The 26,500-nt window shown below is 67.0% G+C and carries 27 protein-coding genes; 15 read left to right on the top strand and 12 right to left on the bottom strand.

Annotation, left to right across the window (positions count from 1 at the left end):
• Positions 1-69 precede the first annotated feature (69 nt).
• Positions 70-2,931, bottom strand: a complete 2,862-nt coding sequence (locus ACJH5R_RS14785) for a (Fe-S)-binding protein (protein ID WP_406759883.1) — start codon at positions 2,929-2,931, stop codon at positions 70-72.
• Between the two features lie 253 nt (positions 2,932-3,184).
• Between ACJH5R_RS14785 and ACJH5R_RS14780 the strand changes: the two genes are divergently transcribed.
• A complete protein-coding gene (locus ACJH5R_RS14780; protein WP_406782258.1) occupies positions 3,185-3,658 on the top strand; it encodes a hypothetical protein in 474 nt (157 codons plus the stop codon).
• 151 nt (positions 3,659-3,809) lie between these two features.
• On the opposite strand, the gene ACJH5R_RS14775 is transcribed toward ACJH5R_RS14780, so the two are convergent.
• The 6 genes from ACJH5R_RS14775 to ACJH5R_RS14750 all read right to left on the bottom strand — a co-directional run bounded on the left by ACJH5R_RS14775 (position 3,810) and on the right by ACJH5R_RS14750 (position 7,807).
• Complete coding sequence (locus ACJH5R_RS14775; protein WP_406782257.1) at positions 3,810-4,181, bottom strand: DUF3054 domain-containing protein; 372 nt, start codon at positions 4,179-4,181, stop codon at positions 3,810-3,812.
• A gap of 25 nt (positions 4,182-4,206) precedes the next feature.
• On the bottom strand, positions 4,207-4,860 hold the full coding sequence (locus tag ACJH5R_RS14770; RefSeq protein ID WP_406782256.1) for a hypothetical protein: 654 nt from the start codon (positions 4,858-4,860) through the stop codon (positions 4,207-4,209).
• A gap of 47 nt (positions 4,861-4,907) precedes the next feature.
• Complete coding sequence (locus ACJH5R_RS14765) at positions 4,908-5,477, bottom strand: hypothetical protein (protein WP_406782255.1); 570 nt, start codon at positions 5,475-5,477, stop codon at positions 4,908-4,910.
• A gap of 107 nt (positions 5,478-5,584) precedes the next feature.
• Complete coding sequence (locus ACJH5R_RS14760) at positions 5,585-5,767, bottom strand: hypothetical protein (protein WP_406759838.1); 183 nt, start codon at positions 5,765-5,767, stop codon at positions 5,585-5,587.
• Between the two features lie 15 nt (positions 5,768-5,782).
• Positions 5,783-7,267 carry an amino acid permease gene (locus ACJH5R_RS14755; protein WP_406759837.1) on the bottom strand — a complete coding sequence of 495 codons (1,485 nt, stop codon included), beginning with the start codon at positions 7,265-7,267 and terminating at the stop codon, positions 5,783-5,785.
• A gap of 96 nt (positions 7,268-7,363) precedes the next feature.
• Positions 7,364-7,807, bottom strand: a complete 444-nt coding sequence (locus ACJH5R_RS14750) for a hypothetical protein (protein ID WP_406782254.1) — start codon at positions 7,805-7,807, stop codon at positions 7,364-7,366.
• A gap of 93 nt (positions 7,808-7,900) precedes the next feature.
• Between ACJH5R_RS14750 and ACJH5R_RS14745 the strand changes: the two genes are divergently transcribed.
• Genes ACJH5R_RS14745 through ACJH5R_RS14730 form a run of 4 tightly spaced genes read left to right on the top strand, consistent with a single transcriptional unit; the run spans position 7,901 to position 11,338 of the window.
• Positions 7,901-8,464, top strand: coding sequence for a TetR/AcrR family transcriptional regulator (locus ACJH5R_RS14745; RefSeq protein WP_406759835.1), 564 nt, complete (start codon positions 7,901-7,903; stop codon positions 8,462-8,464).
• Between the two features lie 14 nt (positions 8,465-8,478).
• Entirely contained in the window at positions 8,479-8,907 is a 429-nt protein-coding gene (locus ACJH5R_RS14740) for an MmcQ/YjbR family DNA-binding protein (RefSeq protein WP_406782253.1), read from the top strand.
• A complete protein-coding gene (locus ACJH5R_RS14735) occupies positions 8,904-10,067 on the top strand; it encodes an FAD-dependent oxidoreductase (protein ID WP_406782252.1) in 1,164 nt (387 codons plus the stop codon). Before ACJH5R_RS14740 ends, ACJH5R_RS14735 begins: the two co-directional genes overlap by 4 nt.
• Positions 10,064-11,338 carry a cytochrome P450 gene (locus ACJH5R_RS14730; protein ID WP_406782251.1) on the top strand — a complete coding sequence of 425 codons (1,275 nt, stop codon included), beginning with the start codon at positions 10,064-10,066 and terminating at the stop codon, positions 11,336-11,338. Before ACJH5R_RS14735 ends, ACJH5R_RS14730 begins: the two co-directional genes overlap by 4 nt.
• Before the next feature lie 23 nt (positions 11,339-11,361).
• Here ACJH5R_RS14730 and ACJH5R_RS14725 read toward each other — a convergent pair whose 3' ends face one another.
• The gene (locus tag ACJH5R_RS14725) at positions 11,362-11,850 is read right to left on the bottom strand and encodes a winged helix-turn-helix transcriptional regulator (RefSeq protein ID WP_406782250.1); all 489 of its coding nucleotides are present in this window, start codon (positions 11,848-11,850) and stop codon (positions 11,362-11,364) included.
• 92 nt (positions 11,851-11,942) lie between these two features.
• On the opposite strand from ACJH5R_RS14725, the gene ACJH5R_RS14720 reads away from it, so the two are divergent.
• The 7 genes from ACJH5R_RS14720 (at position 11,943) to ACJH5R_RS14690 (ending at position 18,850) form a co-directional block, all read left to right on the top strand.
• Positions 11,943-13,133 carry a thiolase family protein gene (locus ACJH5R_RS14720; protein ID WP_406782249.1) on the top strand — a complete coding sequence of 397 codons (1,191 nt, stop codon included), beginning with the start codon at positions 11,943-11,945 and terminating at the stop codon, positions 13,131-13,133.
• Between the two features lie 5 nt (positions 13,134-13,138).
• The gene (locus ACJH5R_RS14715; RefSeq protein ID WP_406782248.1) at positions 13,139-14,116 is read left to right on the top strand and encodes a nitrilase-related carbon-nitrogen hydrolase; all 978 of its coding nucleotides are present in this window, start codon (positions 13,139-13,141) and stop codon (positions 14,114-14,116) included.
• Positions 14,103-14,627: a DUF302 domain-containing protein gene (locus ACJH5R_RS14710; RefSeq protein WP_406782247.1), complete on the top strand. Its 525-nt coding sequence runs from the start codon at positions 14,103-14,105 to the stop codon at positions 14,625-14,627. The genes ACJH5R_RS14715 and ACJH5R_RS14710 overlap by 14 nt, the downstream gene beginning before the upstream one ends.
• A 160-nt stretch (positions 14,628-14,787) precedes the next feature.
• Positions 14,788-16,638, top strand: a complete 1,851-nt coding sequence (dnaK, locus tag ACJH5R_RS14705; RefSeq protein ID WP_406782246.1) for a molecular chaperone DnaK — start codon at positions 14,788-14,790, stop codon at positions 16,636-16,638.
• On the top strand, positions 16,635-17,264 hold the full coding sequence (gene grpE / locus ACJH5R_RS14700; RefSeq protein ID WP_406759826.1) for a nucleotide exchange factor GrpE: 630 nt from the start codon (positions 16,635-16,637) through the stop codon (positions 17,262-17,264). The genes dnaK and grpE overlap by 4 nt, the downstream gene beginning before the upstream one ends.
• A gap of 21 nt (positions 17,265-17,285) precedes the next feature.
• Positions 17,286-18,482: a molecular chaperone DnaJ gene (dnaJ, locus tag ACJH5R_RS14695; RefSeq protein WP_406759825.1), complete on the top strand. Its 1,197-nt coding sequence runs from the start codon at positions 17,286-17,288 to the stop codon at positions 18,480-18,482.
• A complete protein-coding gene (locus ACJH5R_RS14690) occupies positions 18,479-18,850 on the top strand; it encodes a heat shock protein transcriptional repressor HspR (protein ID WP_406759824.1) in 372 nt (123 codons plus the stop codon). Before dnaJ ends, ACJH5R_RS14690 begins: the two co-directional genes overlap by 4 nt.
• 67 nt (positions 18,851-18,917) lie before the next feature.
• Here the strand turns inward: ACJH5R_RS14690 and ACJH5R_RS14685 are convergent, their stop codons facing one another.
• Genes ACJH5R_RS14685 through ACJH5R_RS14675 form a run of 3 tightly spaced genes read right to left on the bottom strand, consistent with a single transcriptional unit; the run spans position 18,918 to position 21,697 of the window.
• Complete coding sequence (locus tag ACJH5R_RS14685; protein ID WP_406782245.1) at positions 18,918-19,820, bottom strand: aldose 1-epimerase; 903 nt, start codon at positions 19,818-19,820, stop codon at positions 18,918-18,920.
• Positions 19,821-19,822: 2 nt separating this feature from the next.
• Positions 19,823-20,989 carry an FAD-binding oxidoreductase gene (locus ACJH5R_RS14680; RefSeq protein WP_406782244.1) on the bottom strand — a complete coding sequence of 389 codons (1,167 nt, stop codon included), beginning with the start codon at positions 20,987-20,989 and terminating at the stop codon, positions 19,823-19,825.
• 36 nt (positions 20,990-21,025) lie between these two features.
• Positions 21,026-21,697 carry a GAP family protein gene (locus ACJH5R_RS14675; RefSeq protein WP_406782243.1) on the bottom strand — a complete coding sequence of 224 codons (672 nt, stop codon included), beginning with the start codon at positions 21,695-21,697 and terminating at the stop codon, positions 21,026-21,028.
• A 108-nt stretch (positions 21,698-21,805) separates the two neighbouring features.
• Between ACJH5R_RS14675 and ACJH5R_RS14670 the strand changes: the two genes are divergently transcribed.
• Positions 21,806-22,282 (top strand): hypothetical protein, encoded by a 477-nt coding sequence (locus tag ACJH5R_RS14670; protein ID WP_406782242.1) that lies wholly within the window; start codon positions 21,806-21,808, stop codon positions 22,280-22,282.
• Here ACJH5R_RS14670 and ACJH5R_RS14665 read toward each other — a convergent pair.
• The gene (locus ACJH5R_RS14665) at positions 22,271-22,891 is read right to left on the bottom strand and encodes a TetR/AcrR family transcriptional regulator (protein WP_406782241.1); all 621 of its coding nucleotides are present in this window, start codon (positions 22,889-22,891) and stop codon (positions 22,271-22,273) included. The genes ACJH5R_RS14670 and ACJH5R_RS14665 overlap by 12 nt on opposite strands.
• Positions 22,892-22,986: 95 nt before the next feature.
• On the opposite strand from ACJH5R_RS14665, the gene ACJH5R_RS14660 reads away from it, so the two are divergent.
• Both ACJH5R_RS14660 and clpB read left to right on the top strand, forming a co-directional pair.
• Complete coding sequence (locus tag ACJH5R_RS14660; RefSeq protein WP_406782240.1) at positions 22,987-23,733, top strand: nuclear transport factor 2 family protein; 747 nt, start codon at positions 22,987-22,989, stop codon at positions 23,731-23,733.
• A gap of 127 nt (positions 23,734-23,860) precedes the next feature.
• Positions 23,861-26,407, top strand: a complete 2,547-nt coding sequence (gene clpB, locus ACJH5R_RS14655) for an ATP-dependent chaperone ClpB (RefSeq protein ID WP_406759818.1) — start codon at positions 23,861-23,863, stop codon at positions 26,405-26,407.
• The last annotated feature ends 93 nt before the right edge of the window (positions 26,408-26,500 follow it).

Raw genomic sequence — 26,500 nt, 5'->3', positions numbered from 1 at the left:
TCCAATCAAAATTTGCCCGAGAAACAAGTTGGGGCCGTATGTGCACCCATACGGCCCCAACCTGTTATCTCAGCGTTTGCCAGGCGGTCGTGCTCCGCGCTGGATTCCCAGGCCCTTCACCGGCGGCTGTTCCTTGGGTGCCTCCGCTGCCGGAGCCGCCTCGGGAGCTGCCGGAGCCGTCTCGGGCTCGTCAGCAACCGGCGCGGAAGCCGGTTCGGGGGCGGCTTGCGCGGGCTCGGCGGCCGGAGCGGCCGGGGCGGCCTTCTTGGCGCCGGGCTTGCGGGCGCCTGCTGCCATGCCCAGGCCCTTGACCGGCGCAGCCGGTGCGGCGGGTGCCGCGGGTGCGGCCGACTCAGCGGGCGCCGCGGGAGCGGCGGTGCTGGCCTCGGGCGCGGGGGCCGCGGGGGCTGCGGCCGGGGCCGCCTTCTTGGCGCCCGGACGCTTGGCGCCGCCCGCCATCCCCAGCCCCTTCACCGGGGCAGCGGCAGCCGCCGGTGCGGGGGCGCTGGCCTCGGGCGCGGGGGCCGCGGGGGCTGCGGCCGGGGCCGCCTTCTTGGCGCCCGGGCGCTTGGCGGCGCCGGCCATCCCCAGGCCCTTGACCGGGGCCGCGGCCTTGGCCTCGGCAGCCGGCTTCTCCACCGTCGCGGTGGCCACAGCAGCCGCAGCAGGTGCCGGCGCCTTCTCCTCGACCTTCTTCGGACCCGCCTTGGCGGCGGCCTCGGCGGCAGTGCCCTTGGCCGGCAACGTCACCGAGTCCATGTCGAGGGACTCCAGCAGCAGCTGGGCGATGTCACGCACGTCCACACCGGAACGGCCGGACGCCTCGATGCGGTCGTCGATGCCGTCGCTGACCATCACCCGGCAGAACGGGCAGCCGGTGGCGATGGTGGTGGCTCCGGTGGCCAGCGCCTCGTCCACGCGGTCGTGGTTCACCCGCTTGCCGATGTGCTCTTCCATCCACATCCGGGCACCGCCGGCGCCACAGCAGAACGAGCGGTCGCGGTTACGCGGCATCTCGACCAAGTTGGCACCTGAGGCCTCGACCAGCTCACGCGGCGGCTCGTAGACCTTGTTGTGGCGACCCAGGAAGCACGGGTCGTGGTAGGTGACCTCCCGCGACACCGGAGCGACCGGAATCAGTCGCTTGTCGCGGACCAGCCGGTTGAGCACCTGAGTGTGGTGCAGCACCGTGTATTCGCTGCCCAGCTGCGGGTATTCGCGAGAGATCGTGTTGAAGCAGTGCGGGCAGCTGGCGATGATCTTGCGGTCCGGCTTGTCCAGGCCGTCGAACACCTCGTTGAGCATCTCGACGTTCTGCGAGGCCAACTGCTGGAACAGGAACTCGTTGCCGGCACGGCGGGCCGGGTCACCGGTACAGGTCTCGCCGGTGCCCAGCACCAGGAACTTCACGCCGGCAGCGGCCAGCAGCTCCGCGGTCGCCTTGGTGGTCTTCTTGGCGCGGTCCTCATAGGCGCCGGCACAGCCCACCCAGAACAGGTACTCGAACCCGTCGAAGCTGTCGACGTCCTGGCCGTAGACCGGGATGTCGAAGTTGAGCTCGTCGATCCAGGAGGTGCGCTCCTTGGCGTTCTGCCCCCACGGGTTGCCCTTGTTCTCCAGGTTCTTGAACAGCACACCCAGCTCGGAGGGGAACTCCGACTCCACCAGCACCTGGTAGCGGCGCATGTCGACGATGTGGTCGATGTGCTCGATGTCCACCGGGCACTGCTCGACGCAGGCGCCACAGTTGGTGCACGACCACAGCACGTCGGGGTCGATCACGCCGCCTTCTTCGGCGGTGCCCACCAGCGGGCGGACGGCCTGCTCCGGGCCGGAGCCGCCGATACGCTCGAAGCCCTTCTCCGGCACGTGGTGGCCGGGCAGCGGCTGGGCGTCGGCCAGGTCGACCTCACCGGTCGGCATCGGCTTGTCGCCGAGCAGGTAGGGGGCCTTGGCCATCCAGTGGTCACGCAGGTCCATGATGAGCAACTTGGGGCTCAGCGGCTTGCCGGTGTTCCAGGCGGGACACTGCGACTGGCAGCGGCCACACTCGGTACAGGTGGCGAAGTCGAGCATGCCCTTCCAGGTGAAGTCGTCGATCTTGCCGCGACCGAACACCGCGTCTTCCGGCGGGTTGTCGAAGTCCAGCGGCTCGCCCTGGTACTCGATCGGCAGCAGCGGGCCCAGGGCGTTGGGCAGACGCTTGAAGGTGACGTTGATCGGGGCCAAGAAGATGTGCAGGTGCTTGGAGTTCAGCACGATCAGCAGGAAGCCCAGTGCCACGGCGACGTGCAGCAGCAACGCGGCGGTCTCGATGTTCTCGTTGACGGCGAGCCCCAGCGGCGCCATGACCTTGCCCATGAGGTGCGACAGGTAGGCGCCCTTGCCGTAGGGCAGGGTGCCGGTGTTGGCCGCGGCCCCGCGCAGCAGCAGGAAGGTCCAGACCACGTTGAGGATCATCACCAGGATCAGCCACGCACCGCCGTTGTGCGAGCCGTAGAACCGGGACGACCGGCCGTGCTCGGTCGGGTTGCGCAGGACCCGGATGACCATGAACACGAAGATCGACAGGGTGACCGCGGTGATGAAGAAGTCCTGCATGAAGCCCAGGAAGTCCCAGTGCCCCACGAGCGGGATGGCGAAGTGGGGGTTGAACATCTGACCGTAGGCCTCGATGTAGACCGTGATCAGGACGAAGAACGCCCACATGGTGAAGAAGTGCGCGATCCCGGGGATATTCCACTTCAGCAGCTTGGCCTGGCCGGCGACCTCGCGGATCTGGGTCTCGATCCGGGACTTGATGTCGTTCGTCCGTTCGGCACCGACCTTCTGACCGGACATGACCAGTCGGAAGAGCCAGAACACCCGGCGTGCGGCCAGCAGGCCGACGAGTCCCGTCATGGACAGGCCGACCACCAGCCTGATCAGCATCTGGGTATTTTCGGTCACGGAGAGCCTCTCCCATCCACAAGTTACCGGTCAGTAACTTAGCTATGGTTACTGACGGGTAACTTACCGCCAATCTTGCGCAGCACCAGTTCAAGCCCTGCTCGGTGCTCGCTCATAGTGCCACTCCGAGGCCGTTCAGCGCGACAAAGGCTGGCCTAACTGTATCGGCCGGCGACTGTTCGGCCGGGCTTTCGCGCCCGGTCAGGCGGTCGGAATTCAGAGTCCGGGCAGCGGGATGACGATCGCCGGTGGCTGTCGCGTCGACGTCGGGGTGGCGGGGGCAGCCGTGGTGCTCGGGGCCGTCGTAGTCGGGGCCTCGGACGTGGTCGGCGGCACCGTGGTGGTGGTCGGCGGTTCGGTGGTTGTCGTGGTGGTCGGTGCCTCGGTGGTGGAAGTGGGGGACTCCGACTCCGTCGCCGGCGGCGGGTTTTCGGCGGTGGGGGCGTCGGACGGGGCCTGTTCCGGGCCCGTGTCGGCGGGCGCTTCGGCGGGCGCGGTGGTGGTAGAGGTCACCGAACTGGTCGCCGGGGCGGTGGGGCTCGGTTCCTTGTTCACCAGCCGGACCATGCCCCACACCAACAGGGCGATCAGGATTGCGGTCACCACGCCCAGGCCGACCAGCGCGACTGGTCGCAGATACCAGGGGGTCGGTGGTGGCGGCTCGGTCCACTCGGGCTGGCGTCCCGTGGGCTCGCGGTACTCGCTGTAATAGGCCGGCTCGCCGTAGTTACCGTTGCCGCCGTAGTCGAGCCGGCCATCTGGGTCGGCTCGTTATTCGGGTCGTCCGGCGATCGGTTCACACGAACCGAGGGTAGGGGCCGCGCCTGACGAAATCCCGCGACGACACTGGCGGAAACCCGTCAGCTGTCCGAGCGGCGACGTGCGACAAGCTCGGAGACGGCTCGCCAGCCGAGCAGGAACACGGCGGTCACCGTCGACGCGACCAGGATGAAACTCCTCGCCACGCCGGCCGAGGTCGCTTCGCGCAGCAGCATGCCGACCAGCACCGTCGATACCCAGACCGTGACCCCGGTGGGCCAGAGCGCGGTGGGATTGCGCCAGGCGCGCGATAACAGCCAGCCCAGCGCTGTGCCGCTCAGAAATGGCCAGGCCGTGGTCGCCAAGCCGCTGAGGGTGATGCCCTCGTCGTGACTACGCCGGCCGAGAGCGCAGAAGATCAACACGGCCACCACGTCAATGCCGAGCCAAGCCGGCTTCCGGGGTGGTTGCATGCGGCGAGAGTACCGGGCCGGTGGACTACCGGCGCGGCGGCAGTGTGATCACCGTCGGCAGCTCGGGAACCTTGGGGATCGGCGGGATGGTGATCACCGACGGCAGATGCGGCAGGTGACGGTGCGACGGCTCGCTCGGTGGCGGCGCCTGCTGTGCCGGAGGCTGCGGCGGCGGGGCCTGTCGGGGCGGGGCGGCCGACGGCGCGGTGGTGCTGGGCGCACTGGACGTGGCACTGGTCGTGCTGCTGGTCGTACTACTGGTCGAGCTGCTGGTGGTGCTGGACGAGCTGGTCGCCGGGGTGGTGCCGCCGCCGGGTCCGTGGCTGGTCAGCTGGATGATTCCCCAGACCACCAGCGCGATCATCACCGCGATGAGCCCGAACCAGGCGATCAGCACCGATCGGCGGCGAAACCAGGGGATGGCCGATGGCGCAGCGAAATCGGCGCCCGTCGGATCGGTCGGTTCGTCGAAGGCGTTGTAGGAGGCGTACTGGGTGGGTGCGTTGCCCGGCTGGTAACGGGCATCGCCTGGGTTACGTCCCGGGTTGGCGGGGCCGAAGGGGGCCGGGGGCGGTCCGGGCGGCCCTGGCGGCCGTGGGCCGCGCTGGGCGGCGGGCATGGACCGAGTCTGGTCCTCGCTGGGTTTGCCGGAACCGTCCGAAGATCCGAAGCGCGCCATTTCACCGATCGTATCGGAAACTACTAGCAGGCGACGTGGCCGAAAAATCAGAAAGTATCGATGTTCTCGATGCTGACGACCATGCCGTGGCCGGTGCGGTCGTTGGTGAACCGCGTGCCGTTGATGTCGGCGTTGATCGTCCAGCCTTGAGCTTGGTAGGTGAGGTAGTCGATGGTGACGACCGGGATGTCACCCAGGTTGCCCAACACCCATTTCACGGACCCGTCGGTGCTGATACTGACCCCGTTGGCGTGCTGTCCGTCCTTGAGCGGGGTATTGGTGAACTGGGCCTCGCAGTCGACCTGCGCCGACGAGATCTGACAGCGGGTCCGGCCGGATTTCGTCTCGATGAAGACGTAACCGTTGTCGTCGGGAGGCAGCGGGATGGCATCGGCCGGCCGGTTCGGAGTGGCCGACTTGGTGGGGCCCGGCGAGCTCGTCGGGGTCGGCGGTGCGGTGCTGGTGCGGGGCGGCCGAAACGACGGCTCCGGTGGTCCACCGCCCGGAACCGCGGTCGGGTGGCCGTCGACGGTGCTACTGCAACCCGCCAGTAGTAGCGCAGCCGCCAGCGCCAGCTTCCCGGCCGTCCGGCGCCTCGTCTGGTCTGGTACCCGCACTCATTCCCCCGCTGACATATGTTGCGGACTAGCCTACGCATCCAGTGACATCAGTGGCTGTAGTGACGCGCGGTACTACGGAGCGACGTCCGGTGCGCGGCCTGCGGTCAGGAAAAGTCGCGGAAGGCCAGCGCCGTACCGGCGACCGCCGTCACCGCGGCGAGCGCATAACCCACCAGCGACCACCAGCCGGCGTGCAGGTAGGCGGTGACGGCGACGATCGCGATGGCGCAGAAGACCAGCACCATTCCATACAGCGGGGGTCTGGCTGCGTAACGGTTGCGGGCCATCTGGTTTCGGGCCTTCTACTCGTCGGGATCCGGCTGCACGGCCATGGCCGGGGTCTGCTCGGGGGGCGTCGTTTCGGCGAGCGCTGCGGCGGCCTGCACCCGCCCGCGCACCAGGAACCAACCGACGATCAGTGCAGGTGTGCCGATGAGCAGCACTCCCCACACGAACGGGCCGCTGCGGTGATCGAACAGCATGAGCACCAGCACGCCCGCCAGGAACAGCAAGGTCGTGTACCCGCTGTAGGGGGCCAGCGGCATTCGGAACGACGGACGTTTCAGCACCCCGGCATTGGCCAGCCGGAGCAACCGTAATTGGCAGGCCACGATCGTCGCCCACGCCGCCATGACTCCGACCGCGGCGATGTTGAGCACGATCTCGAAGGCCTGGCCGGGACGCAGCGCGTTGAGCACGACGCCCAGCAGCCCGACGCCACTGGTCAGCAGAATGCCGCCGTAGGGCACCCCGTTCTTGGAGATCTTGGCGGTGAACGCCGGGCCGCTGCCGTTGACGGCCATCGAGCGCAGGATCCGACCGGTGGAGTACAGCCCGGCGTTGAGGCTGGAGAACGCGGCGGTCAGCACCACCAGGTTCATCAAGCTGCCCGCGCCGGTGAAGCCGACCTTGGAGAAGAACGTGACGAAGGGGCTCTGGTGCTCCTTGAACGCGGTGTAGGGCAGCAGCAGTGCCAGCAGCACTACCGATCCCACATAGAAGATCCCGATGCGCGCTACCACGGAGTTGATCGCCCGCGGCATGACCTTCTCGGGGTTGGGGGTTTCGCCGGCTGCGGTGCCGACCAGTTCGACCCCGGCGTAGGAGAACACCACTCCGGAGGTCACCAACACCAGCGGGAGCAGGCCCGTGGGCAGGAATCCGCCGTTCTGGGTCAAGAGGTGCAGGCCGGTTTCCTGACCGTCGACCTGGTAGCGGCCGCCCAGAAAGATGGTGCCGACCACCAGGAACGTCATCAGCGCGAGGACCTTGATCAGCGCTGCCCAGAATTCCAGCTCGCCGAAGAGCTTCACCGAGATCAGGTTCATCGACAGCACCGCCAACAAGGCGATCAGCGCCAGCGTCCACTGTGGGATCACCTCGAACAGGTGCCAATAGTGGAAGTAGCTGGCGATCGCGGTGGTGTCGACGATGCCGGTCATCGACCAGTTCAGGAAGTACAGCCACCCCGCGACGTATGCGGTTTTCTCCCCGAAGAATTCGCGCGCGTAGGAGACGAACGATCCCGGCGACGGCCGGTGCAGCACCAGCTCGCCGAGCGCGCGCAGGATAAGGAAGGCAAAGGCGCCACAGACCGCGTAGACCACGAACAGGCCCGGTCCGGCCGAGGCGAGCCGGCCGCCGGCACCGAGGAACAACCCGGTCCCGATGGCACCGCCCAGGGCGATCATCTGCAGCTGTCGGGGTGCCAGGTCCTTGTGGTAGCCCTCGTTCTCACGGGTCAGTGCAGCCGTGGAAACCGGGTGCGGGGCGGGGGAAAGTGACATCGGTGCGAGGGTAACGCACCAGGGTTGCTGGTCAGGACCAAAGCCCATGGCGCTCGGGCCCTGCTGTTTCGCTACGACGAGCCGACCCCGGTGCCGTCATCCAGCGAAGGCGACCATCGCCGCGGCGGCCAGGTAGAGGATCTCCTCGGCGGTGCGCACCGGCAGCCTCGTCGTCATTGCTTGGGGCGGATCAGGCATCCGGGCGGCGTAGATGTTGGCCGGGAACATCGCCAGCATCAGCACCAGCAGGCAGACGGCGGCGGCGATGCGGGTGGCCGGAAGCAGCAGGCCCACTGCACCCAGCAGTTCGAGCACGCCGGTGACGCTGACCAGCAAACCCGGCGCGGGCAGTGCCGGTGGCACGATCGCGATCAGCTGGCCGCGCAGCGGTGGTGCGAAATGGGCCACACCGGTGAGGAAGAACATCGCCGCGAGGCCGATGGCGATCGCGCGAACCCACGAGTCCACGTAGGCGATGCCGCACCAGCCGACGATCCGGGCGGCCAGGCTGCCCGCCAGCAGCGTGATCAAGGGAGCCATGACAACCTCCGGATCTAGGCAATGACAAGTTATGGCGCCGAGCGTAAATCCGGTATCTAGTCGGTGTCAAGATTGTCTTGTAGGGTGACCGCTATGGCCCGTTCGACCTACCACCACGGCGATCTGCGTGCGGCGATCCTGGCCGAGGCGGCGCGCCTGGTGGCCGAGCAGGGGGCCGACCGGGTGTCGCTGCGTGAACTGGCGCGCGCGGCCGGGGTGTCGCATGCCGCCCCGGCGCATCACTTCACCGACCGGCGGGGCCTGTTCACCGCACTGGCGACCGAAGGATTTCAGCTGTTGAGCGCCGCGCTCACCGCAGCTCGGGGCCGGTTCGTCGACGCCGCGTTGGCCTACGTGCGGTTCGCGCTGGATCATCCAGGCCACTACGAAGTGATGTTCGACAAGTCGCTGCTGGATCCCGCCGATGCCGAGCTGGTCGCTGCGGAAATGGCTGCCGGAGCTGAACTTTCCCGGGGCGTGGCGACGTTGGAGGACGTGGCTGCGCGTGCGGATCCGGCCGGTGCCGAGTTGGCGGCCTGGTCGTTGGTCCATGGCTTTGCGACGCTCTGGCTCAATGACGCGGTAGCCGACGGCGTGAAGGTCGCTGATCCGATGGTCACGGTCGAGCGGATCGCGCGCCTGCTGTTCGACGGGTGACTACGGTTGCGGTTATGGCCGATCGACCCGCGCGAGTCGCAGACGTGCACGAGGTCGCCGCGTCGATGCCGCACGTCACCAGAATCGAAGGGCCGAAAGGCAATCCGATTTACCAGGTGGGCGGCAAATCGTTCGTGTTCTTCCGCACCCCGCGGCCCGACGCCAAGGATCCCGTGACCGGTGCGGCCTACCCCGATGTCATCGTGATCTGGGTGGAGTCCGACGCCGACAAGCAGGCCCTCATCCAAGACCCCAGCACACCGTTTTTCAGCACTGACCATTTCAACGGTCATCTGTCCGTTCTGGTTCGGGAGGCAGACCTGCACGCGATCAGCAAGAGTGAACTGGCCGAAGTGGTTCAGGACGCCTGGCTGTCTCGAGCTTCGAACAGGCGGCGGACAGCCTGGCTGGCTACCCACGACACCGACGGTCCAGCCCGATGAGCAGGCGGATCGGCGTAGTGGGGGCCGGTATCGCCGGGCTGGCGACCGCGATCGGCCTGCAGCGACGCGGTCACCACGTCACCGTCGTCGAACAGCGGACCGACACCTCATCGGGCGCCGGCATCAGCATCTGGCCCAACGCGCTGGCCGCGCTGGACCACCTCGGTCTGGGCGATGAGGTCCGCGCGGCCGGGGGCCGGATCACCGCCGGCGCGGCGCGCTGGTACGACGGATCGTGGCTGCGCCGCCCGGCGGCCGAGCGGATGGTGCGGGCACTGGGTGAACCGCTCGTGGTGGTGCAGCGCTCGGTACTTCGCGACATCCTTGCCGAAGCGTTGGGGGAGGGCAGCCTGCACTACGGGGTCGCCGCCACCGACGTGGCGATGGCGGGAGACGGTGTCGCGCTGCAACTCTCGGATGGCACGGTAGAGAACTTCGATGCCGTCGTCGGCGCCGACGGCACCCATTCGGTTCTGGCCCGCCACCTCAACGGCCCGCTGCGCCGACGCTACGTCGGTTACACCGCATGGCGAGGAATCGCTGCCTACGCCTTGGACCCCGACCTGGCCGGGGAAACCATGGGGCCCGGAGTCGAAACCGGCCATGTGCCGATGGGGCCGGACCTGACCTACTGGTTCGCCACCGAACGGGTCCCGGAGGGACAGCGGGCGGGCGAAGGAGAACTGGCCTACCTCCGAGCCAAATTCGCCCACTGGTGTGAGCCCATCCCGAGCATCCTTGCCGCGACCTCGCCCGCCGACGTCTTGCGCGACGACCTCTACGATCGCGCGCCCGCTCGTCACTGGGCGCGCGGACCCATCGTGCTGGTCGGCGACGCGGCCCATCCCATGCGTCCGCATCTCGGCCAGGGTGGCTGTCAGGGCTTGGAAGACGCCGCCATCCTGGCCGAGTTCGTCGACCGGGCACCGGATCTGCCCACCGCGTTCGCCCGGTTCGTCGCGTTCCGGCGGCCACGGGTGGCGCCGCTGGTCCGAGAGTCGGCGTGGTTCGGGAAGGTGGTCAACATGCGGCCCGACTTCCTCAGTGCCGCCGCCAGTCGCGCCACCGGTCTGATTCCGGAAGCGCTGTTGATGAGGCACCTGGCAACGGTGGCCGCAGGGTCGGCGTTCGTGCTGCCGGCGATAGGTGCGCAGCGATGAGACCAAAACTGTGGTTTCGGTGGGTGCTGTTGCAGGGGTTTCCGCGCGCGTTCCTTGCGGTGCAGGCGCGGCGCGGCGACCCGATGGCACGTTTGCTCATCGGCCCGGTGCGTGGCGGCGACCCGGAAGCGCTGACCGAACAGATCCGTGCCCGCGGTCGGTTGACGCGCACGCCGTTCGTCTCGGTGACCGCCGACCATGAGCTATGCCGCGCAATCTTGCGCGACGATAGGTTCGGGGCGAGTAACCCGGCCAATATCAATCTGCCGAGAACGACCCGCTGGCTGATCAGCCGAACGGATCCCCAGCTGCCGAATCCGGCTGAGCCGCCCTCGATGCTGGTGGTCGATCCACCCGACCACACCCGTTACCGGCGTGCGGTGGTGCGCGCGTTCACACCTCGTGCGATCGACAGACTGCGGACCCGGATCGTCGAGATCACTCATGAACTGCTGGATCGGGTGGAATCGACAGCACGCCCGGATCTGATCGCCGATTTCGCGGGGCCCTTACCGGCTTTGATCATCGCCGAGATTCTCGGAATCCCCGAGGAGCAGCGGCCGCAGATGCTCGACCGGGGTGATCGTGGCGCACCGTTGCTCGATATCGGGGTGTCCTGGAAAACCTTTCGGGTTGCCATGGAATCCCTGCGGGAAAACGATCACGAGTTCAGCGACCACATCGAACGGTTGCGCAACAACCCCGGTGACGACATCTACAGCCAGATCATTCGCGACGGGGACCTGGACCGACGCGAGCTGGGCGTGACGGCACTGCTGCTCGCCGGCGCGGGTTTTGAGACCACCATCAACCTGATCGGCAACGCGATCGTGCTGTTGTTGCGCCACCGCGAACAGCTGGCGATGCTGCGCGAGGATCCCGAGTTATGGCCGGGCGCGGTCGAGGAAGTGCTGCGCTTCGACAGCCCGGTGCAGATGACGTCACGCAACGCCCTCTGCGACATCGAGCTCGCGGGGTACCACGTCGCCGCGGGCGAAACGGTGGCGCTGCTGCTGGGCGGCGCCAATCACGACCCCGACGTGTTCGAGGAGCCCGGCCGCTTCGACGTCACCAGGGCCAACGCCAAAGAGCATCTGTCGTTCAGCAGCGGTATCCACGCCTGCCTCGGAGCCAACCTGGCCCGCATGGAGGCCACTATCGCGCTGCAAGCGCTGTTCGAACGTTTCCCCGACCTGCAGCTCGACGGACCCCCGACCCCACGTGGACTGGCCACGCTGCACGGTTTCCGGCACATCCCGGCGACCACCTGATCGGGCGTGTCGTCGGGCGGGTGTCATTCAGGGCGTGGCACCTTCGACCTGACCAGCCGCGCACCCAGTTCGCCGGGCTCGACGCGGTGACCTTCGGTGCAGCGGATCTCGACCAGCGCGTCCGCGCCGCAGTCCAGATGCGTCAGGCGTAGCCGACCGCGGTTGGGCAGGTGGCGTTGTCCCCACTGGAACATGGCCCAGACCACCGGCATGAAATCGGTGCCGGCCTCGGTCAGGACGTATTCGTCGCGGCTGCGCTGGCCGGGCTCACGGTAGGGCCGGCGGGCCAGCAATCCGAGGTCGACGAGTTCGGTGAGCCGTGTCGCGGTCGCGGCTTTGGTGATGCCAACCCGGTGCGCGAAGTCGTCGAAGCGGGTGGTGCCGTAGTAGGCCTCACGCATGATCAGCATCGCGGACTTGGTGCCGACCACCGCCATGGTCTTTTCGACGGGGCACTCGCCGATCGCCGACCAGCCATCGCGATCCGCCAGCGGGCCCTGCAGGAAAGTCATCTCCATCCACCTCACTCCTGAGTTGACTCTACTATACCCAGGGTGTATAGCTGAGTATAGAAAGTAATACTCAGATGTCAGGAGGTTGAGTGATGTCCGGATATCAAGGCCGCGACGCGGTCATCGTCGGGGCCGTCCGCACTCCCATCGGCAAGGGCAAGCCCGGCGGGGCCTTGCACGATGTCCTCCCCGCGGACCTGCTGGCGCACAGCCTGCGCGAGGTGGTGCGGCGAACGGGTATCGATCCGACCCGGATCGACGACGTCATCGTCGGTGCTGTCACACAGGTAGGCGATCAGGCTGTCAATATCGGCCGCAATGCCCTGTTGGGCGCGGGTTTCCCGGAGTCGGTGCCCGGCACCACGATTGACCGGCAGTGCGGCAGCAGTCAACAGGCAATCAGCTTCGCGGCCCAGGGTGTATTGGCGGGCGCCTACGACGTGGTCGTCGCCGCGGGCGTGGAGTCGATGAGCCGCGTCCCGATGGGAACATCGCTACTTCCGGGCAGCAACCCCTTCGGTGAGGAAATGACGCGCCGCTATCCCGAAGGCCTGGTGCCGCAGGGCATCAGCGCCGAGCTGATCGCCGCACGGTGGGGCCTCTCGCGTGCCGAACTGGACGAATTCTCCGCGGCCAGCCACGAAAAGGCGGCAGTTGCCACGAAAGAGGGACTCCTCGACGACGAACTCATGCCCATTGCCGGCCTGGCGACGGACGAGATCATTCGACCCGGCACCACCGTGGAGGCCTTGGCAAAGCTTCGCCCGGCCTTCTACAGCGAGGCGATGAAAGCGCGCTTTCCCCAGATCAATTGGGATATCACTGCCGGAAACTCATCACCGTTGTCCGATGGCAGCGCAGCTGTGGTCGTCACCAGTGGGGAGGTCGCCAAGAAACTGGGCCTGCGGCCGCTGGCGCGGATCCACACCACCACCGTCGTCGGGTCCGATCCGCTGTACATGCTCACCGGGGTGATCCCGGCCACCCAGAAGGTGCTGCAGCGGGCCGGTCTGAGGTTGTCCGACATCGACCTGTTCGAGGTCAACGAGGCGTTCGCTCCGGTGGTGTTGGCCTGGGCGAAAGAAACTGGCGCAGATCTGGCCAAGACGAACGTCAATGGCGGCGCGATCGCTATCGGGCATCCGTTGGGTGCCAGTGGTGCGCGCCTGATGACGACCCTCGTCAATGCGTTGCAGCACAGCGGAAAACGCTACGGACTGCAGACGATGTGCGAGGGCGGCGGAATGGCTAACGCCACCATCATCGAGCGGCTCGAGGGCTGAGGACGATGAACACAATTCGAGCCGCCGCCGTGCAGATCAGCCCCGTGCTCTACAGCCGGGAGGGGACCGTTGAGCGGGTGGTCGGCAAGATTGCGCAGCTGGCGCACCACGGCGTGCGATTCGCGGCATTTCCCGAAGCGGTGATCCCCTACTACCCGTACTTCGCGTTCGTTCAGCGCCCTTTCGAGATGCGACCGGAACACCTCAGATTGATGGAGCAGGCCGTGACGATTCCGTCGCCGGAGATCGACGCGATCGCGGCGGCGGCCCGGCAGGCCGAAATGGTCGTCTCGATCGGCGTCACCGAACGGGACGGGGGATCGCTGTACAACACCCAGCTGCTGTTCGACGCCGACGGGAGCCTGCTGCAGCGCCGGCGCAAGATCATGCCGACCTACCACGAACGGATGATCTGGGGGCAGGGCGACGGCAGCGGGCTGCGCGCTGTAGACAGCACGGTCGGGCGGATCGGGCAGCTCGCTTGCTGGGAGCACTACATCCCGCTGGCGCGGTATGCCCTGATCGCCGACGGCGAGCAGATCCACTCGGGGATGTGGCCGGGGTCGTTCGCCGGTGACCTGTTCGCGCAACAGGTCGAGATCAGCGTGCGCAATCACGCGCTTGAGTCGGCCGCTTTCGTCGTGAATGCCACCGCGTGGCTGGACCCCGATCAGCAGGAACGAATCATGGCCGACACCGGGTGTCCGCCCGGTCCCATCTCGGGCGGGTGTTTCACCGCGATCATCAACCCGCACGGCGAAATGCTCGGTGAGCCACTGCGCTCCGGCGAGGGCGAGGTGATCGCCGACCTCGACTTCTCCGTGATCGACGCCCGTAAGTCCCAGATGGATTCGCGCGGTCACTACAGCCGCCCGGACGTACTGAGCCTGCTGGTGGACCGCACACCACGTGCACACGTCCAGGACCGATTCGAGCAATCGGCAGACCTCAACACCTTGGAGGCGGATCGTGTCGCAGTCTGAACCGCGTGAGACCCGGTTCTCCGGAGTCCGGGTGCGCTACGAGAGCGTCAAGAGCTATGACGAGCTGGTTGCTGCATTGCTGGCCGACGTCGGTGATCGACCCGTCCCGATCGATGACTTTCCGAAGGACTTCGTCAGTTGGGACTCTTACCGGGCGAAGGTCGAATCCTATGTTGGCCCCAGTGGATTCATGCTGTTTGCGACTTTCGACCATGGGGGCTGGATCACGAAGGCGGGCATCGACCGGAAAGTGCTGCGCGCCATCGTCGGCAACCCGTTGATCGCGATCGCCATGTTGCGCCATGACGTGACTGCGGGATTGTTCGCGCCGGTGGAACTGCTGCTTGTCGGTGAGGCGGACGGCCGCAGCAGCCTGACCTACGTCAAGCCGTCCTCGCTGATGGTCGTCGAACCCAATGCAGAGCTGCTGGCGGCTGCCGAAGAGCTCGACGCCAAGCTGGCCGTACTGGCGGAGCGGGTAGCGGGCATTTTGACGGTCGTTGACAGCTGACCGAACCTCCCGGGAACAAACCCGGGCTCCCTCCCGTTGACCACTTCGACAAGTTGAGTCATAAGCACTCAAGTCTGGGTTGACAGCCAAGCCGCCCAAGGAGCATCCTTGAGCGCAGTCCGCTCAGACTAGGGATATCGTCTACCAGGGAGGAACCACAATGGCTCGTGCGGTCGGAATCGACCTCGGGACCACCAACTCGTGCGTCGCAGTGCTGGAGGGCGGCGACCCCGTCGTCGTAGCCAACTCGGAGGGCTCGCGCACCACCCCATCGGTCGTCGCGTTCGCCCGCAACGGCGAAGTGCTGGTCGGCCAGCCCGCCAAGAACCAGGCGGTCACCAACGTCGACCGCACCATCCGCTCGGTCAAACGCCACATCGGCACCGACTGGAAAGTCGAGATCGACGGCAAGGACTACACCTCGCAGGAGATCAGCGCCCGGGTGCTGATGAAGCTCAAGCGCGATGCGGAGGCCTACCTCGGTGAGGACATCACCGACGCCGTGATCACCGTGCCGGCTTACTTCAACGACGCCCAGCGCCAAGCCACCAAGGAAGCCGGCCAGATCGCCGGGCTGAACGTGCTGCGCATCGTCAACGAGCCGACCGCGGCCGCGCTGGCCTACGGCCTGGACAAGGGCCACAAGGAACAGACCATCCTGGTGTTCGACCTCGGTGGCGGCACCTTCGACGTCTCCCTGCTGGAGATCGGCGAGGGCGTGGTCGAGGTGCGGGCCACCTCCGGTGACAACCACCTCGGTGGCGACGACTGGGACGACCGTGTCGTCGACTGGCTGGTCGACAAGTTCAAGGGCACCTCGGGCATCGACCTGACCAAGGACAAGATGGCCATGCAGCGGCTGCGTGAAGCCGCCGAGAAGGCCAAGATCGAGCTGTCGAGCTCGCAGAGCACCTCGATCAACCTGCCCTACATCACCGTTGACGCCGACAAGAACCCGCTGTTCCTCGACGAGCAGCTCACCCGTTCGGAGTTCCAGAAGATCACCCAAGATCTGCTGGACCGCACCCGCAAGCCGTTCCAGTCGGTGATCAAGGACGCCGGCATCTCGGTGTCGGAGATCGACCACGTGGTGCTGGTGGGTGGTTCCACCCGCATGCCCGCGGTCACCGAGCTGGTCAAGGAGCTGACCGGTGGCCAGGAGCCCAACAAGGGCGTCAACCCCGACGAGGTTGTCGCCGTGGGTGCCGCCCTGCAGGCCGGCGTGCTGAAGGGCGAGGTGAAAGACGTTCTGCTGCTTGACGTCACCCCGCTGAGCCTTGGTATCGAAACCAAGGGCGGTGTGATGACCAAGCTGATCGAGCGCAACACCACCATCCCGACCAAGCGCAGCGAGACCTTCACCACGGCCGACGACAACCAGCCGTCGGTGCAGATCCAGGTCTTTCAGGGTGAGCGTGAGATCGCCTCGCACAACAAGCTGCTCGGCTCCTTCGAGCTCACCGGTATCCCGCCGGCCCCGCGCGGTGTCCCGCAGATCGAGGTCACCTTCGACATCGACGCCAACGGCATCGTGCACGTCACCGCCAAGGACAAGGGCACCGGCAAGGAGAACACGATCAAGATCCAGGAGGGCTCCGGCCTTTCCCAGGAGGAGATCGACCGGATGATCAAGGACGCCGAGGCGCACGCCGAGGAGGACCGCAAGCGTCGCGAAGAGGCCGACGTGCGGAATCAGGCCGAGTCGCTGGTCTACCAGACGGAGAAGTTCGTCAAGGAGCAGCGCGAAGCCGAAGGCGGCTCGAAGGTTCCCGAGGACACCCTTGCCAAGGTCGACGCCGCTATCGGCGACGCGAAGAAGGCGCTGGAGGGTACCGACATCGGTGCCATCAAGTCCGCGATGGAGAAGCTCGGCGTCGAGTCGCAGGCGCTGGGCCAGGCGATCTACGAGGCCACCCAGGCCGAGCAGGGCGCCAGTGACGCCGGCGGGCCGTCCGGTGGCGACGACGACGTCGTGGACGCAGAGGTGGTCGATGACGGAGACACCAAGTGAGCGAAGAGAACTCGCGCGAACAGTCTCCGGAGACCATCACCGTCACTGACAAGCGGCGCATCGACCCGGAAACCGGTGAGGTGCGGGAGGGTTCCTCCGGGCCGGCCCCTAGTGGGCCGGCACCGGAGGAGCCGGCCGCCGACGAAGGGCAGGCCGCCCAAGCCGACCAGGTCGCCGAGCTGACCGCGGACCTGCAGCGGGTACAGGCGGACTTCGCCAACTACCGCAAGCGGGCGCTGCGCGACCAGCAAGGCGTCGCGGACCGGGCCAAGGCCGCAGTGGTGACCGAATTGCTCGGAATCCTCGACGACCTGGACCGCGCCCGCAGCCATGGCGATCTGGAATCGGGTCCGCTGAAATCGGTGGCGGACAAGCTGACCGGTGCGCTCACCGGCATGGGGCTGACGTCGTTCGGCGCCGAGGGCGACGAGTTCGACCCTTCGCTGCACGAGGCGGTGCAGCATGAGGGCGACGGGACACACTCGGTGATCGGTAGCGTCCTGCGGCAGGGCTACAAGCTCGGTGAGCAGGTGTTGCGGCACGCGATGGTCGGGGTGGTCGACACCGTCCCGGACGCCGCGGCCGACGGCGCGGTTGTCGACGGTGACACTGCTGAAGAGAATTGACAGGTAAGGAGGTGACGCGTCATGGCTCAGCGTGAATGGGTCGAAAAGGACTTCTACAAGGAGTTGGGCGTCTCCTCCGACGCCAGCGAGAAAGAGATCAAGAGCGCCTACCGCAAGTTGGCCTCCGAACTGCATCCGGACCGCAACCCGAACAACCCGGCCGCCGCCGACCGCTTCAAGGCGGTGTCCGAGGCCTACAGCGTGTTGTCCGACGAGGCCAAGCGCAAGGAGTACGACGAGACCCGGCGGCTGTTCGCCGGCGGCGGCTTCGGGCGGCGCTTCAACGGCGGCAGCGGGTTCGGTGGCGGCAACTTCGATCGGTTCTCCACCGGCGGTGACGGCAACGAGTTCAACCTCAACGACCTGTTCGGCGCGGCCGGACAGACCGGCGGGGCGAACATCGGTGATCTCTTCGGCGGCCTGTTCGGACGCGGTGCGCAGCAACGGCCCAGCCGGCCGCGGCGGGGCAACGACCTGGAAACCGACTCCGAGCTGAGTTTCCTGGAGGCCACCAAGGGTGTGGAGATGCCGCTACGGCTGACCAGTGCCGCACCGTGCACCAACTGTCACGGCAGCGGCGCCCGGCCGGGCACCAGTCCGCGCGTGTGCGTCTCCTGCAACGGCTCCGGGGTGATCAGCAGTAATCAGGGCGCCTTCGGGTTCTCGGAGCCGTGTACCGACTGCCGTGGCAGCGGGTCGATCATCGAGCACCCGTGTTCGGAGTGCAAGGGAACCGGGCGGGCCGCCCGGACCCGCACCATCAACGTGCGGATTCCCCCCGGTGTCGAAGACGGCCAACGGATTCGTTTGGCGGGCCAAGGCGAGGCCGGCCTGCGCGGCGCGCCCTCGGGCGACCTCTACGTGACGGTGCGTGTGCGTCCGGACAAGGTCTTCGGGCGGGACGGCGACGACCTGACGGTCACCATCCCGGTGAGCTTCTCTGAGCTTGCTTTGGGTACCACTCTCTCGGTCCCGACGCTGGACGGCAAGGTCGGCGTGCGGGTGCCGAAAGGTACCGCCGACGGCCGGATTCTGCGGGTCCGCGGGCGTGGTGTGCCCAAACGTGGCGGCGGTAGCGGCGACCTGCTGGTCACCGTAAAGGTCGCGGTCCCACCGAATCTGGAGGGTCCGGCGCAAGAGGCGCTCGAGGCGTACGCGGCGGCGGAGCAGTCCAGCGGATTCGACCCGCGGGCCGGATGGGCGGGTAATCGCTCATGAGCAAATCGGACAATGCCCGCACCTTCCTGATCTCGGTGGCCGCCGAGCTGGCCGGGATGCACGCTCAGACGTTGCGGACTTATGACCGGATCGGTTTGGTGAGTCCGCAGCGCAGCTCCGGCGGCGGACGCCGCTACTCCGAGCGGGACGTCGACCTGCTGCGCGAGGTGCAGCGGCTATCGCACGACGAGGGTGTCAACCTCGCGGGCATCAAGCGGATCATCGAGTTGACCAACCAGGTTGAGGCGCTGCAGTCGCGGGTCAAGGAGATGAACGCGGAGTTGGAGATGTTGCGCGCCAACCAGCGTCGCGAGATCGCGGTGGTGCCCAAGAGCACCGCCGTGGTGGTCTGGCAACCGCGTCGCTAGCCGTTTGTCTCGTTGACTCTGCGTCCACGGCGTGCCCTACTCGCACTTTTGCGCCGTAGGCGCAGAGTCAACGGACGTGGATCGAGAATTGGGCCACGCCGGGCTGTCCTAAGCGTGCCACCGCATAGCCGCCGCGGCGCAGTGCGTCGGTAGGTGCGGCCATCGGCTCGAAGCAGACCACGTCTTCAGTGGCCGGCGCGTAGATCTGCGCCGCCGGATACCCCTGGTCGAAACGCACCTCGATGCGTCGGCCGCCGCCGGAGAGCGCGAACACCGCTCCCGGTGCCACCTCGTCGAAACCGTGATCGAAAACCTCCTCGCCCAACAACTTTGTCGATGCCGGGTGCGGCTCGATCGCGCCGGTGGGGAGGCCGTGCGCGTCGACGATCCGCGACCGCATCGGCGGGGTCTCGACGAGCCATTGCGCCCTGGGCACACCGGGAAGCTGCAGATACGGGTGGAAACCGAAGCACAGCGGCACCGCCGTGGCGCTGGTGGCGGTGACCGTGGTACGCACCGTCAGGGTGCGGTCCGCCAGTGTGATAGCCAACTCCAGCAGGTGCGGGAACGGGAACGAAGCCAACAGGTCCGGGCGGGCCCCGAAGTCGAGTTCGGCGGTCAACGCCGACGGCGATCGCGCGCTCACCCGCCAACCGGCATCCCCGGCCAGCGTGCCGTGGATCGGTGCGCCGAATTGGTCGGCGTGCACTCCGCCGATTCCCGGGATGAGCGTCACCTCCGTAGCGTCCACCTGGTAGCCGTTGCCGCTCAATCGATTCGCCCACGGATACAACAGCGGAATGCCCATGGTCTTTTGCTCGGCGACATAGCCGGCGACACCCCGGCGCTGGCCGAGCAGTTCCACGCCGTCGTCGGACAGTGACGTCCCGATCATGCCGGCATTCGGGACGAACGTCGCCGTCAGCGACGACGACGGATCGGACAGTACGCAGGGCTCGAGATCAGTCATGCTCACTCCGACAGTGGGTCATGTTGAATGTGTTGTGGGGGAGCTCCTTTGGCGACCAAAGCCGACACGGTAGCCCGCGTCATCTCCGGACCGCCGCAGACCAGAATCTGGCGATCGCCCCAGCTGCCGTACCGGGTGACCACCTCCGCCAACCGCCCGGTCTGCCGCACATGCAATCCCCGCGGCGGGGTCACGTCGGGGTAATCGGCGGCCCATTCCGGATCGCGTGCGTACTCCGACACAGGGGTCACCGACAGCCACGGGTTGTGCGCCGCGATCTGCCACAGGGTGGGCAGGTCGTAGAGCTCGCAGGGATAGCGGCCACCGAAGAACAGGTGCACACGAGGATTCACGCCCCACCGGGTCAGGTCCATGATGATCGCCCGCAGCGGGGCCAAGCCGGTGCTTCCGGCCACCATCAGCACATCACCGGCGTCGCGATCGACATGCAATCCGCCGTGGGGACTGGACAGTCGCCACCGCTCGCCGGGCCGTGTTTCGTTGACGATGGCGGTGCTGACCAGACCGGCGGGGACCGCGCGGACGTGAAACTCGATGGCCCCGGTCTGGTCGGGGGGCATGCTCGGGCTCAAGTAGCGCCACGATCGCGGGCACTGCGGCACCTCGACTTTGACGTACTGGCCCGGGTGATAGGGCAGCGGTTGGTCCAGCTGGATCCGCACGACGGCCATGTCGCGGGAGACCCGCAGGTGCTCGACGACGGTGCCGTCCCACCACGCCGGGCCCTCTTCGGCGTCGGCGGCCCCGCCCATTACCCCGATGATCAGGTTCAGCGCTTCGCGGGCGGCGTCGTCGATGGCTGCGGTCCACCGGTCGGACAACTCATCACGCAGCGTAGCCAGCAGCACTCGGCCCACCACCTGGTAATGGCGTTGCGTCACACCGTACTTGCGGTGGTCACGGCCCAGTTGAGCCAAAAGCGCCACGGGTTCCTGGGCCCGTTGGGCGATGAATTCTCCGAGCACCCAGCTGATGGCATGCGCGAAAGCGGACCGCTGGGCGGTCAGGTCGGCGGGGAACAGGTCACGCACCGACGGGTCGGTGCCAAACCATCGGGTGAAGAACTGCGCGACAACACCGGAACCGTCGGATGGCACGGCAAACGCGTCATGCAGCACGCGCAGCGCATCGCGATCGTCCAGTCCCACGGCCGCGATCTTAATGCTGGCCGGCGGCACTGCCGCCTATAGCGCGTGAATACCGTTGTAGACCACCATCGCACCGATGAGGACTAGGACGACGGCGGTCAGCGCGGCGTGCTGCTGCTCCATCCAGTCCTTGAGCCGGTTCAGTGCCGGGTCGAGTCGGTCGCTGGCCGCCAGGTAGCCCAGAATCGGGATCAGCACCGAGGATGCGGAGAGCACGACAAAAAATACGGCCGCGGGCCAACTGTCCTCTCTGCTCAGTCCGGCGCTGCCGATGGCCAGGCCGGCCGCCGCACACATGAACAGCACCTCGGGCCGAATCACGGCGAGCGCCGCGGCCGTCAGGCCCGCGCGGAGCGGGGACATCGAGGTGAATGAGCGCATCCAGCGCGGCATCTCGCCGTGCCCGTGCCGGGTCGCCCACCGGTAGACGCCGAACGCGATCAGCACCGTACCGACGACGATCCGCAACCAGGACGCCCAGGTCGGCGGGGTCGTGTGCAGGCCGCCCAGCAGTCCGGATATCGCGATGAAGGCGGCGGTCAGGGCCGCCAGGCCCACCAGCCAACCGAGCAGGAAGGCCAGTCCGGTCTCGCGCGGGCGTGCGGTGTGCAGCACCAGTACGGCCGGGATGACGGTGATCGGCGAGAGGGCCACCACCAGCGCGAGCGGTATCAACGCGGTCCATAGCGAAGCCAGGCTGGTCGTCATAGCTGCACCGTATCGGAACGGGCGGCGCGTGCCGGGTCACGCAGAACACCACCCTTGCTAGATACCCATACGGGGTATAGGTTCACAGGATACCTACGGAAGGCGGAGATGTCACCCACGTCAGAATGTCGCGACCGGCCCCGCTCGTCGAAGCCCGCCGGGCGCCGATTCGGGGCGGCGGGAGTGGTTGCCGCACTGACCTGCACGCTGGCCTGTTGCCTGCCGGCGATCCTGGTGGCGCTTGGCGCCGGCGCATCGGTCGCGGCCGGTGCGGGGCACGCCGGGCACGGCGCCGGCGGATCCCAGGGGTGGCTCGCCACTGTGCTCTACACGCTGCACCGGATCAGTCCTGTGCTGCTGATCGCGTCGATCGTGCTCGTCGCGGTTGCATTCGCGCTGCGGCGTCGCGCGGCAGTGCTGCCGGCGCTGATTGCCGGTGTTGTGCTCTACCTCAGCGTGCACGGCCAGGACGATCCCCTCGTCATGTACGCGGGGATGGCTCTGGGCTACGGCGCCTGGATCGTCCTGTACCTGTGGACGCGTCCGCGGCCCGGCGCAAGCTCATGCCAGAAATCAACTCTGTGATGGGCTTGCCAGGCTCAGCTCGGCGCGCACCAGGTCTGCTGCGAACTTCACCAGTTCGGCACGGCTGACGTGCAGACGGCCATCGGCCCAGTCGAGAACCAGCGTGGTGAGCGCTCCGGACAGGGCGCTGGCACTCATGGCTTGTGCGGCGGTGGCGGGAGACGAATTGCCGACACCGGATGGGCCGATCAGCGCGCCCAGTAGGCCAGGCAGGACATCGGCGCGATGATCGGCCAACAGGGTGCTGGACTGCGGCTCGCGCAACAGGATCCGGAGCCGACGGGGATCCTCCTCGAAATAGGCTGTCGCCCTGTCGAGTGCCACGCTGATCGGAGCCGCTTTGCCTGCGACACCGGCCATGGTGGCAAGCAGCTCGGCATTGCAGTGGTCGTACACGGCCAGGATCAGCTCGTCTGTGTCACTGAAGCTTTCATAGAAGTAGCGAAGGCTGAGCCCGGCGTCGCGGCATGCCGCGCGCATGGTGACCCCGGCCGTGCCCCCGGTGCCCAGCAGCTCCACCCCTGCCTCGATCAGCTGAGCGCGACGTGCTTGGGACCGGGCATCGTGGGTCTGGCCGCGCCACACCCGCGGCGCCCTTTCGCCACCCATGCGCACCTCCGAATCGTGGGGACGCTTGAGGATACGTTCCCGGGCCTGCTTACATAGAGGAATCAGGCGATTCCAGTTAGTCGGAGGGTTGGGATATGTTCGACGAAGCGCTATTTCGGGAGGCGATCACCAAGCCGAGGCTGCGCCAGCCGTTGCCGGAATTCCTTCCCGGCAACCGGGCCGGCGGGAAGGTCAAGGTGCTCACCGAACCCGAGCTCAATGCCATGACCCAGCAGTGGTTCGTCGACCTGGACCGCAAGATCGCCTACTACGCCGACCGCGGGATCGACGTGGCTTTCGCGGCCGAATGGGCCAAAAAGTATTGGTGGAGTTGGCTGATGCGGGACATGTCGCTCAACCACGAGCTCTATGTCCCAGACCTGCGCTACAAGGACCCCACCACCTTCGGCCGGATCATCGTCGGGCTTGAGGAATTCGAGCGCTACAACTTCTCCTTCCTCGACGCCATCCCGGACTGGCGCTACGACCCCCTCCCCGGGCAGGTGTATTTCGACGTCACTCCGGAGGGTGAGACCCGGATCGTCGTTCGCTACATCGGCAGCGGGCACTTCAGCGGCACCCTGCGCTTCTACCCCTACGACGAGTCGGCCCCGGCGATCCACGGTGTCGGTACCTTCGTGCAGTGCACTGCGGTGGACCGCTACCACTTCAACACCGACGGGCTGATGTATGAGGGGGAGACACTGTTCGACCTGCTCGATGCCACCCAGTCGGCAGGGGTGCTGCCCTCGGACGACAGTTGGTTGTTCCGGGCGTTGATGGGCGCCTCCCGGCTACCCCGGTTGGTTCAGAACGCGCGTCGCACGCTGCGCCTGGGCTGAGGCGGAGTGCCGCTCGGCAGAAAAATAGACTTGAGCGGAACAGACTCAACCTTGACGGCGTTGAACAACACGACAAGCATTTTTGGCGGGACCTTCTCGGCCCGCTCTGACCCCGAATGGAGGTGTCGTGGACTCGTTCAACCCGACCACCAAGACGCAGGCAGCACTGACCGCGGCTTTGCAGACGGCCACCGCCGCCGGCAACCCCGAAATCCGGCCCGCGCATCTGTTGCAGGCCTTGCTGACCCAGAACGACGGGATCGCCGCGCCGCTGCTGGAGGCGGTCGGTGTGAACCCGGCGACGATCCGCAACGAAGCGCAGCACCTGATCGATCTGGCGCCGCAGGTCGCCAGTTCCAACGCGCAACCGCAGCTGTCCCGCGACTCGCTGGCCGCGATCACCGTGGCCCAACAGCTGGCGACCGAACTCGACGACGAGTACGTCTCCACCGAGCACCTGATGGTGGGGCTGGCGACCGGCGACTCCGATGTCGCCAAGCTGCTGACCGGCCACGGCGCTTCACCGCAGGCGTTGCGGGAGGCGTTCGTCAAGGTGCGTGGCAGCGCTCGGGTCACCAGCCCCGACCCGGAGGCCAGCTACCAGGCGTTGGAGAAGTACTCCACCGATCTGACCGCGCGTGCCCGCGAGGGCAAGCTGGACCCGGTGATCGGCCGTGACACCGAAATCCGCCGGGTGGTGCAGGTTTTGAGCCGGCGCACCAAGAATAACCCGGTGCTGATCGGCGAGCCGGGCGTCGGCAAGACCGCGATCGTTGAGGGCCTGGCCCAGCGCATCGTCGCCGGCGACGTCCCGGACAGCCTGCGCGACAAGACCGTCGTCAGCCTGGACCTGGGCTCGATGGTGGCCGGGGCCAAGTACCGCGGCGAGTTCGAGGAACGCCTCAAGGCCGTGCTGGACGAGATCAAGAACTCCGCCGGGCAGATCATCACGTTCATCGACGAGCTGCACACCATCGTGGGCGCCGGTGCCACCGGCGAGGGTGCGATGGACGCCGGCAACATGATCAAGCCGATGCTGGCGCGCGGCGAGCTGCGGTTGGTGGGTGCCACCACGCTGGAGGAGTACCGCAAGTACATCGAGAAGGACGCCGCCCTGGAGCGTCGTTTCCAGCAGGTCTACGTCGGCGAACCGTCGGCCGAGGACACCATCGGCATCCTGCGCGGACTCAAGGACCGCTACGAGGTGCACCACGGTGTGCGCATCACCGACTCCGCGCTGGTGGCCGCGGCCACTCTTTCCGACCGCTACATCACCGCAAGGTTCTTGCCGGACAAGGCCATTGACCTGGTCGATGAGGCCGCGTCGCGGCTGCGGATGGAGATCGACTCGCGGCCCGTGGAAATCGACGAGGTCGAGCGACTCGTGCGCCGGCTGGAAATCGAAGAGATGGCGCTGAGCAAGGAATCCGATGACGCCTCCAAGGACCGGTTGGAGAAGCTGCGCAGCGAGCTGGCTGATTACAAGGAGAAGCTGGCGCAGCTGACGACCCGGTGGCAGAACGAGAAGGGTGCCATCGACATCGTCCGCGAGCTCAAGGAGCAGCTGGAAGCGCTGCGCGGCGAGTCCGACCGAGCCGAGCGCGACGGCGACCTGGCCAAGGCTGCCGAGCTGCGCTACGGGCGCATTCCCGAGGTGGAGAAGAAACTCGAAGCCGCGCTGCCCAATGCGCAGGCCCGCGAGGATGTCATGCTCAAGGAAGAGGTCGGCCCGGACGACATCGCCGATGTGGTGAGCGCCTGGACCGGCATCCCCGCCGGCCGGCTGCTGGAAGGCGAGACAGCCAAGCTGCTGCGCATGGAAGAGGAGCTCGGCAAGCGCGTCGTCGGACAGCACAAGCCGGTGCAGGCCGTTTCGGATGCGGTGCGGCGCAGCCGGGCCGGGGTCGCCGACCCCAACCGGCCCACAGGATCGTTCCTGTTCCTGGGTCCCACCGGCGTCGGCAAGACCGAGCTGGCCAAGGCGCTGGCCGACTTCCTGTTCGACGACGAACGGGCCATGGTCCGCATCGACATGAGCGAGTACGGCGAGAAGCACTCGGTGGCTCGCCTGGTCGGTGCGCCCCCCGGCTACGTCGGCTACGACCAGGGCGGTCAGCTGACCGAGGCGGTTCGCCGCCGGCCCTACACCGTGGTGTTGTTCGACGAGGTCGAAAAGGCTCACCCGGACGTGTTCGACGTGCTGCTGCAGGTCCTCGATGAGGGCCGGCTCACCGACGGACAGGGCCGCACCGTGGACTTCCGCAACACGATCCTGATCCTGACCTCCAACCTGGGATCCGGTGGCTCCGAAGAGCAGGTGATGGCCGCGGTGCGGGCGGCGTTCAAGCCGGAGTTCATCAACCGGCTGGACGACGTGCTGATCTTCGAGGGCCTGGACCCCGAGGAACTGGTGCGGATCGTCGACATCCAGCTGCAGCAGTTGGCCAAGCGGCTGGCGCAGCGGCGGCTGACCATCGAGGTGTCGCTGGAGGCCAAGAAGTGGCTGGCCCAGCGCGGATTCGACCCGGTCTACGGGGCGCGTCCACTGCGGCGGTTGATCCAACAGGCGATCGGCGACCAGCTGGCCAAGATGTTGCTGGCCGGCGAGGTGCACGACGGTGACGTGGTGCCGATCAACATCAGCGCGGACGGCGAGTCGCTGGTCCTGGGCTGAGATTCCCCTCACGATAAGGCCCCCCGGAAGCAGTTCCGGGGGGCCTGTCGTTGTCCAGCGCTCCTTTGCGGATGCGGTGTCGAAGCTGATCGG

Source organism: Mycobacterium sp. SMC-19, from assembly GCF_045310815.1.
In the GTDB taxonomy this organism is placed as follows: Bacteria; Actinomycetota; Actinomycetes; order Mycobacteriales; family Mycobacteriaceae; genus Mycobacterium.
Note: the sequence above shows the minus strand (reverse complement) of the source record. Positions and strands in the feature narration are given on the sequence as shown.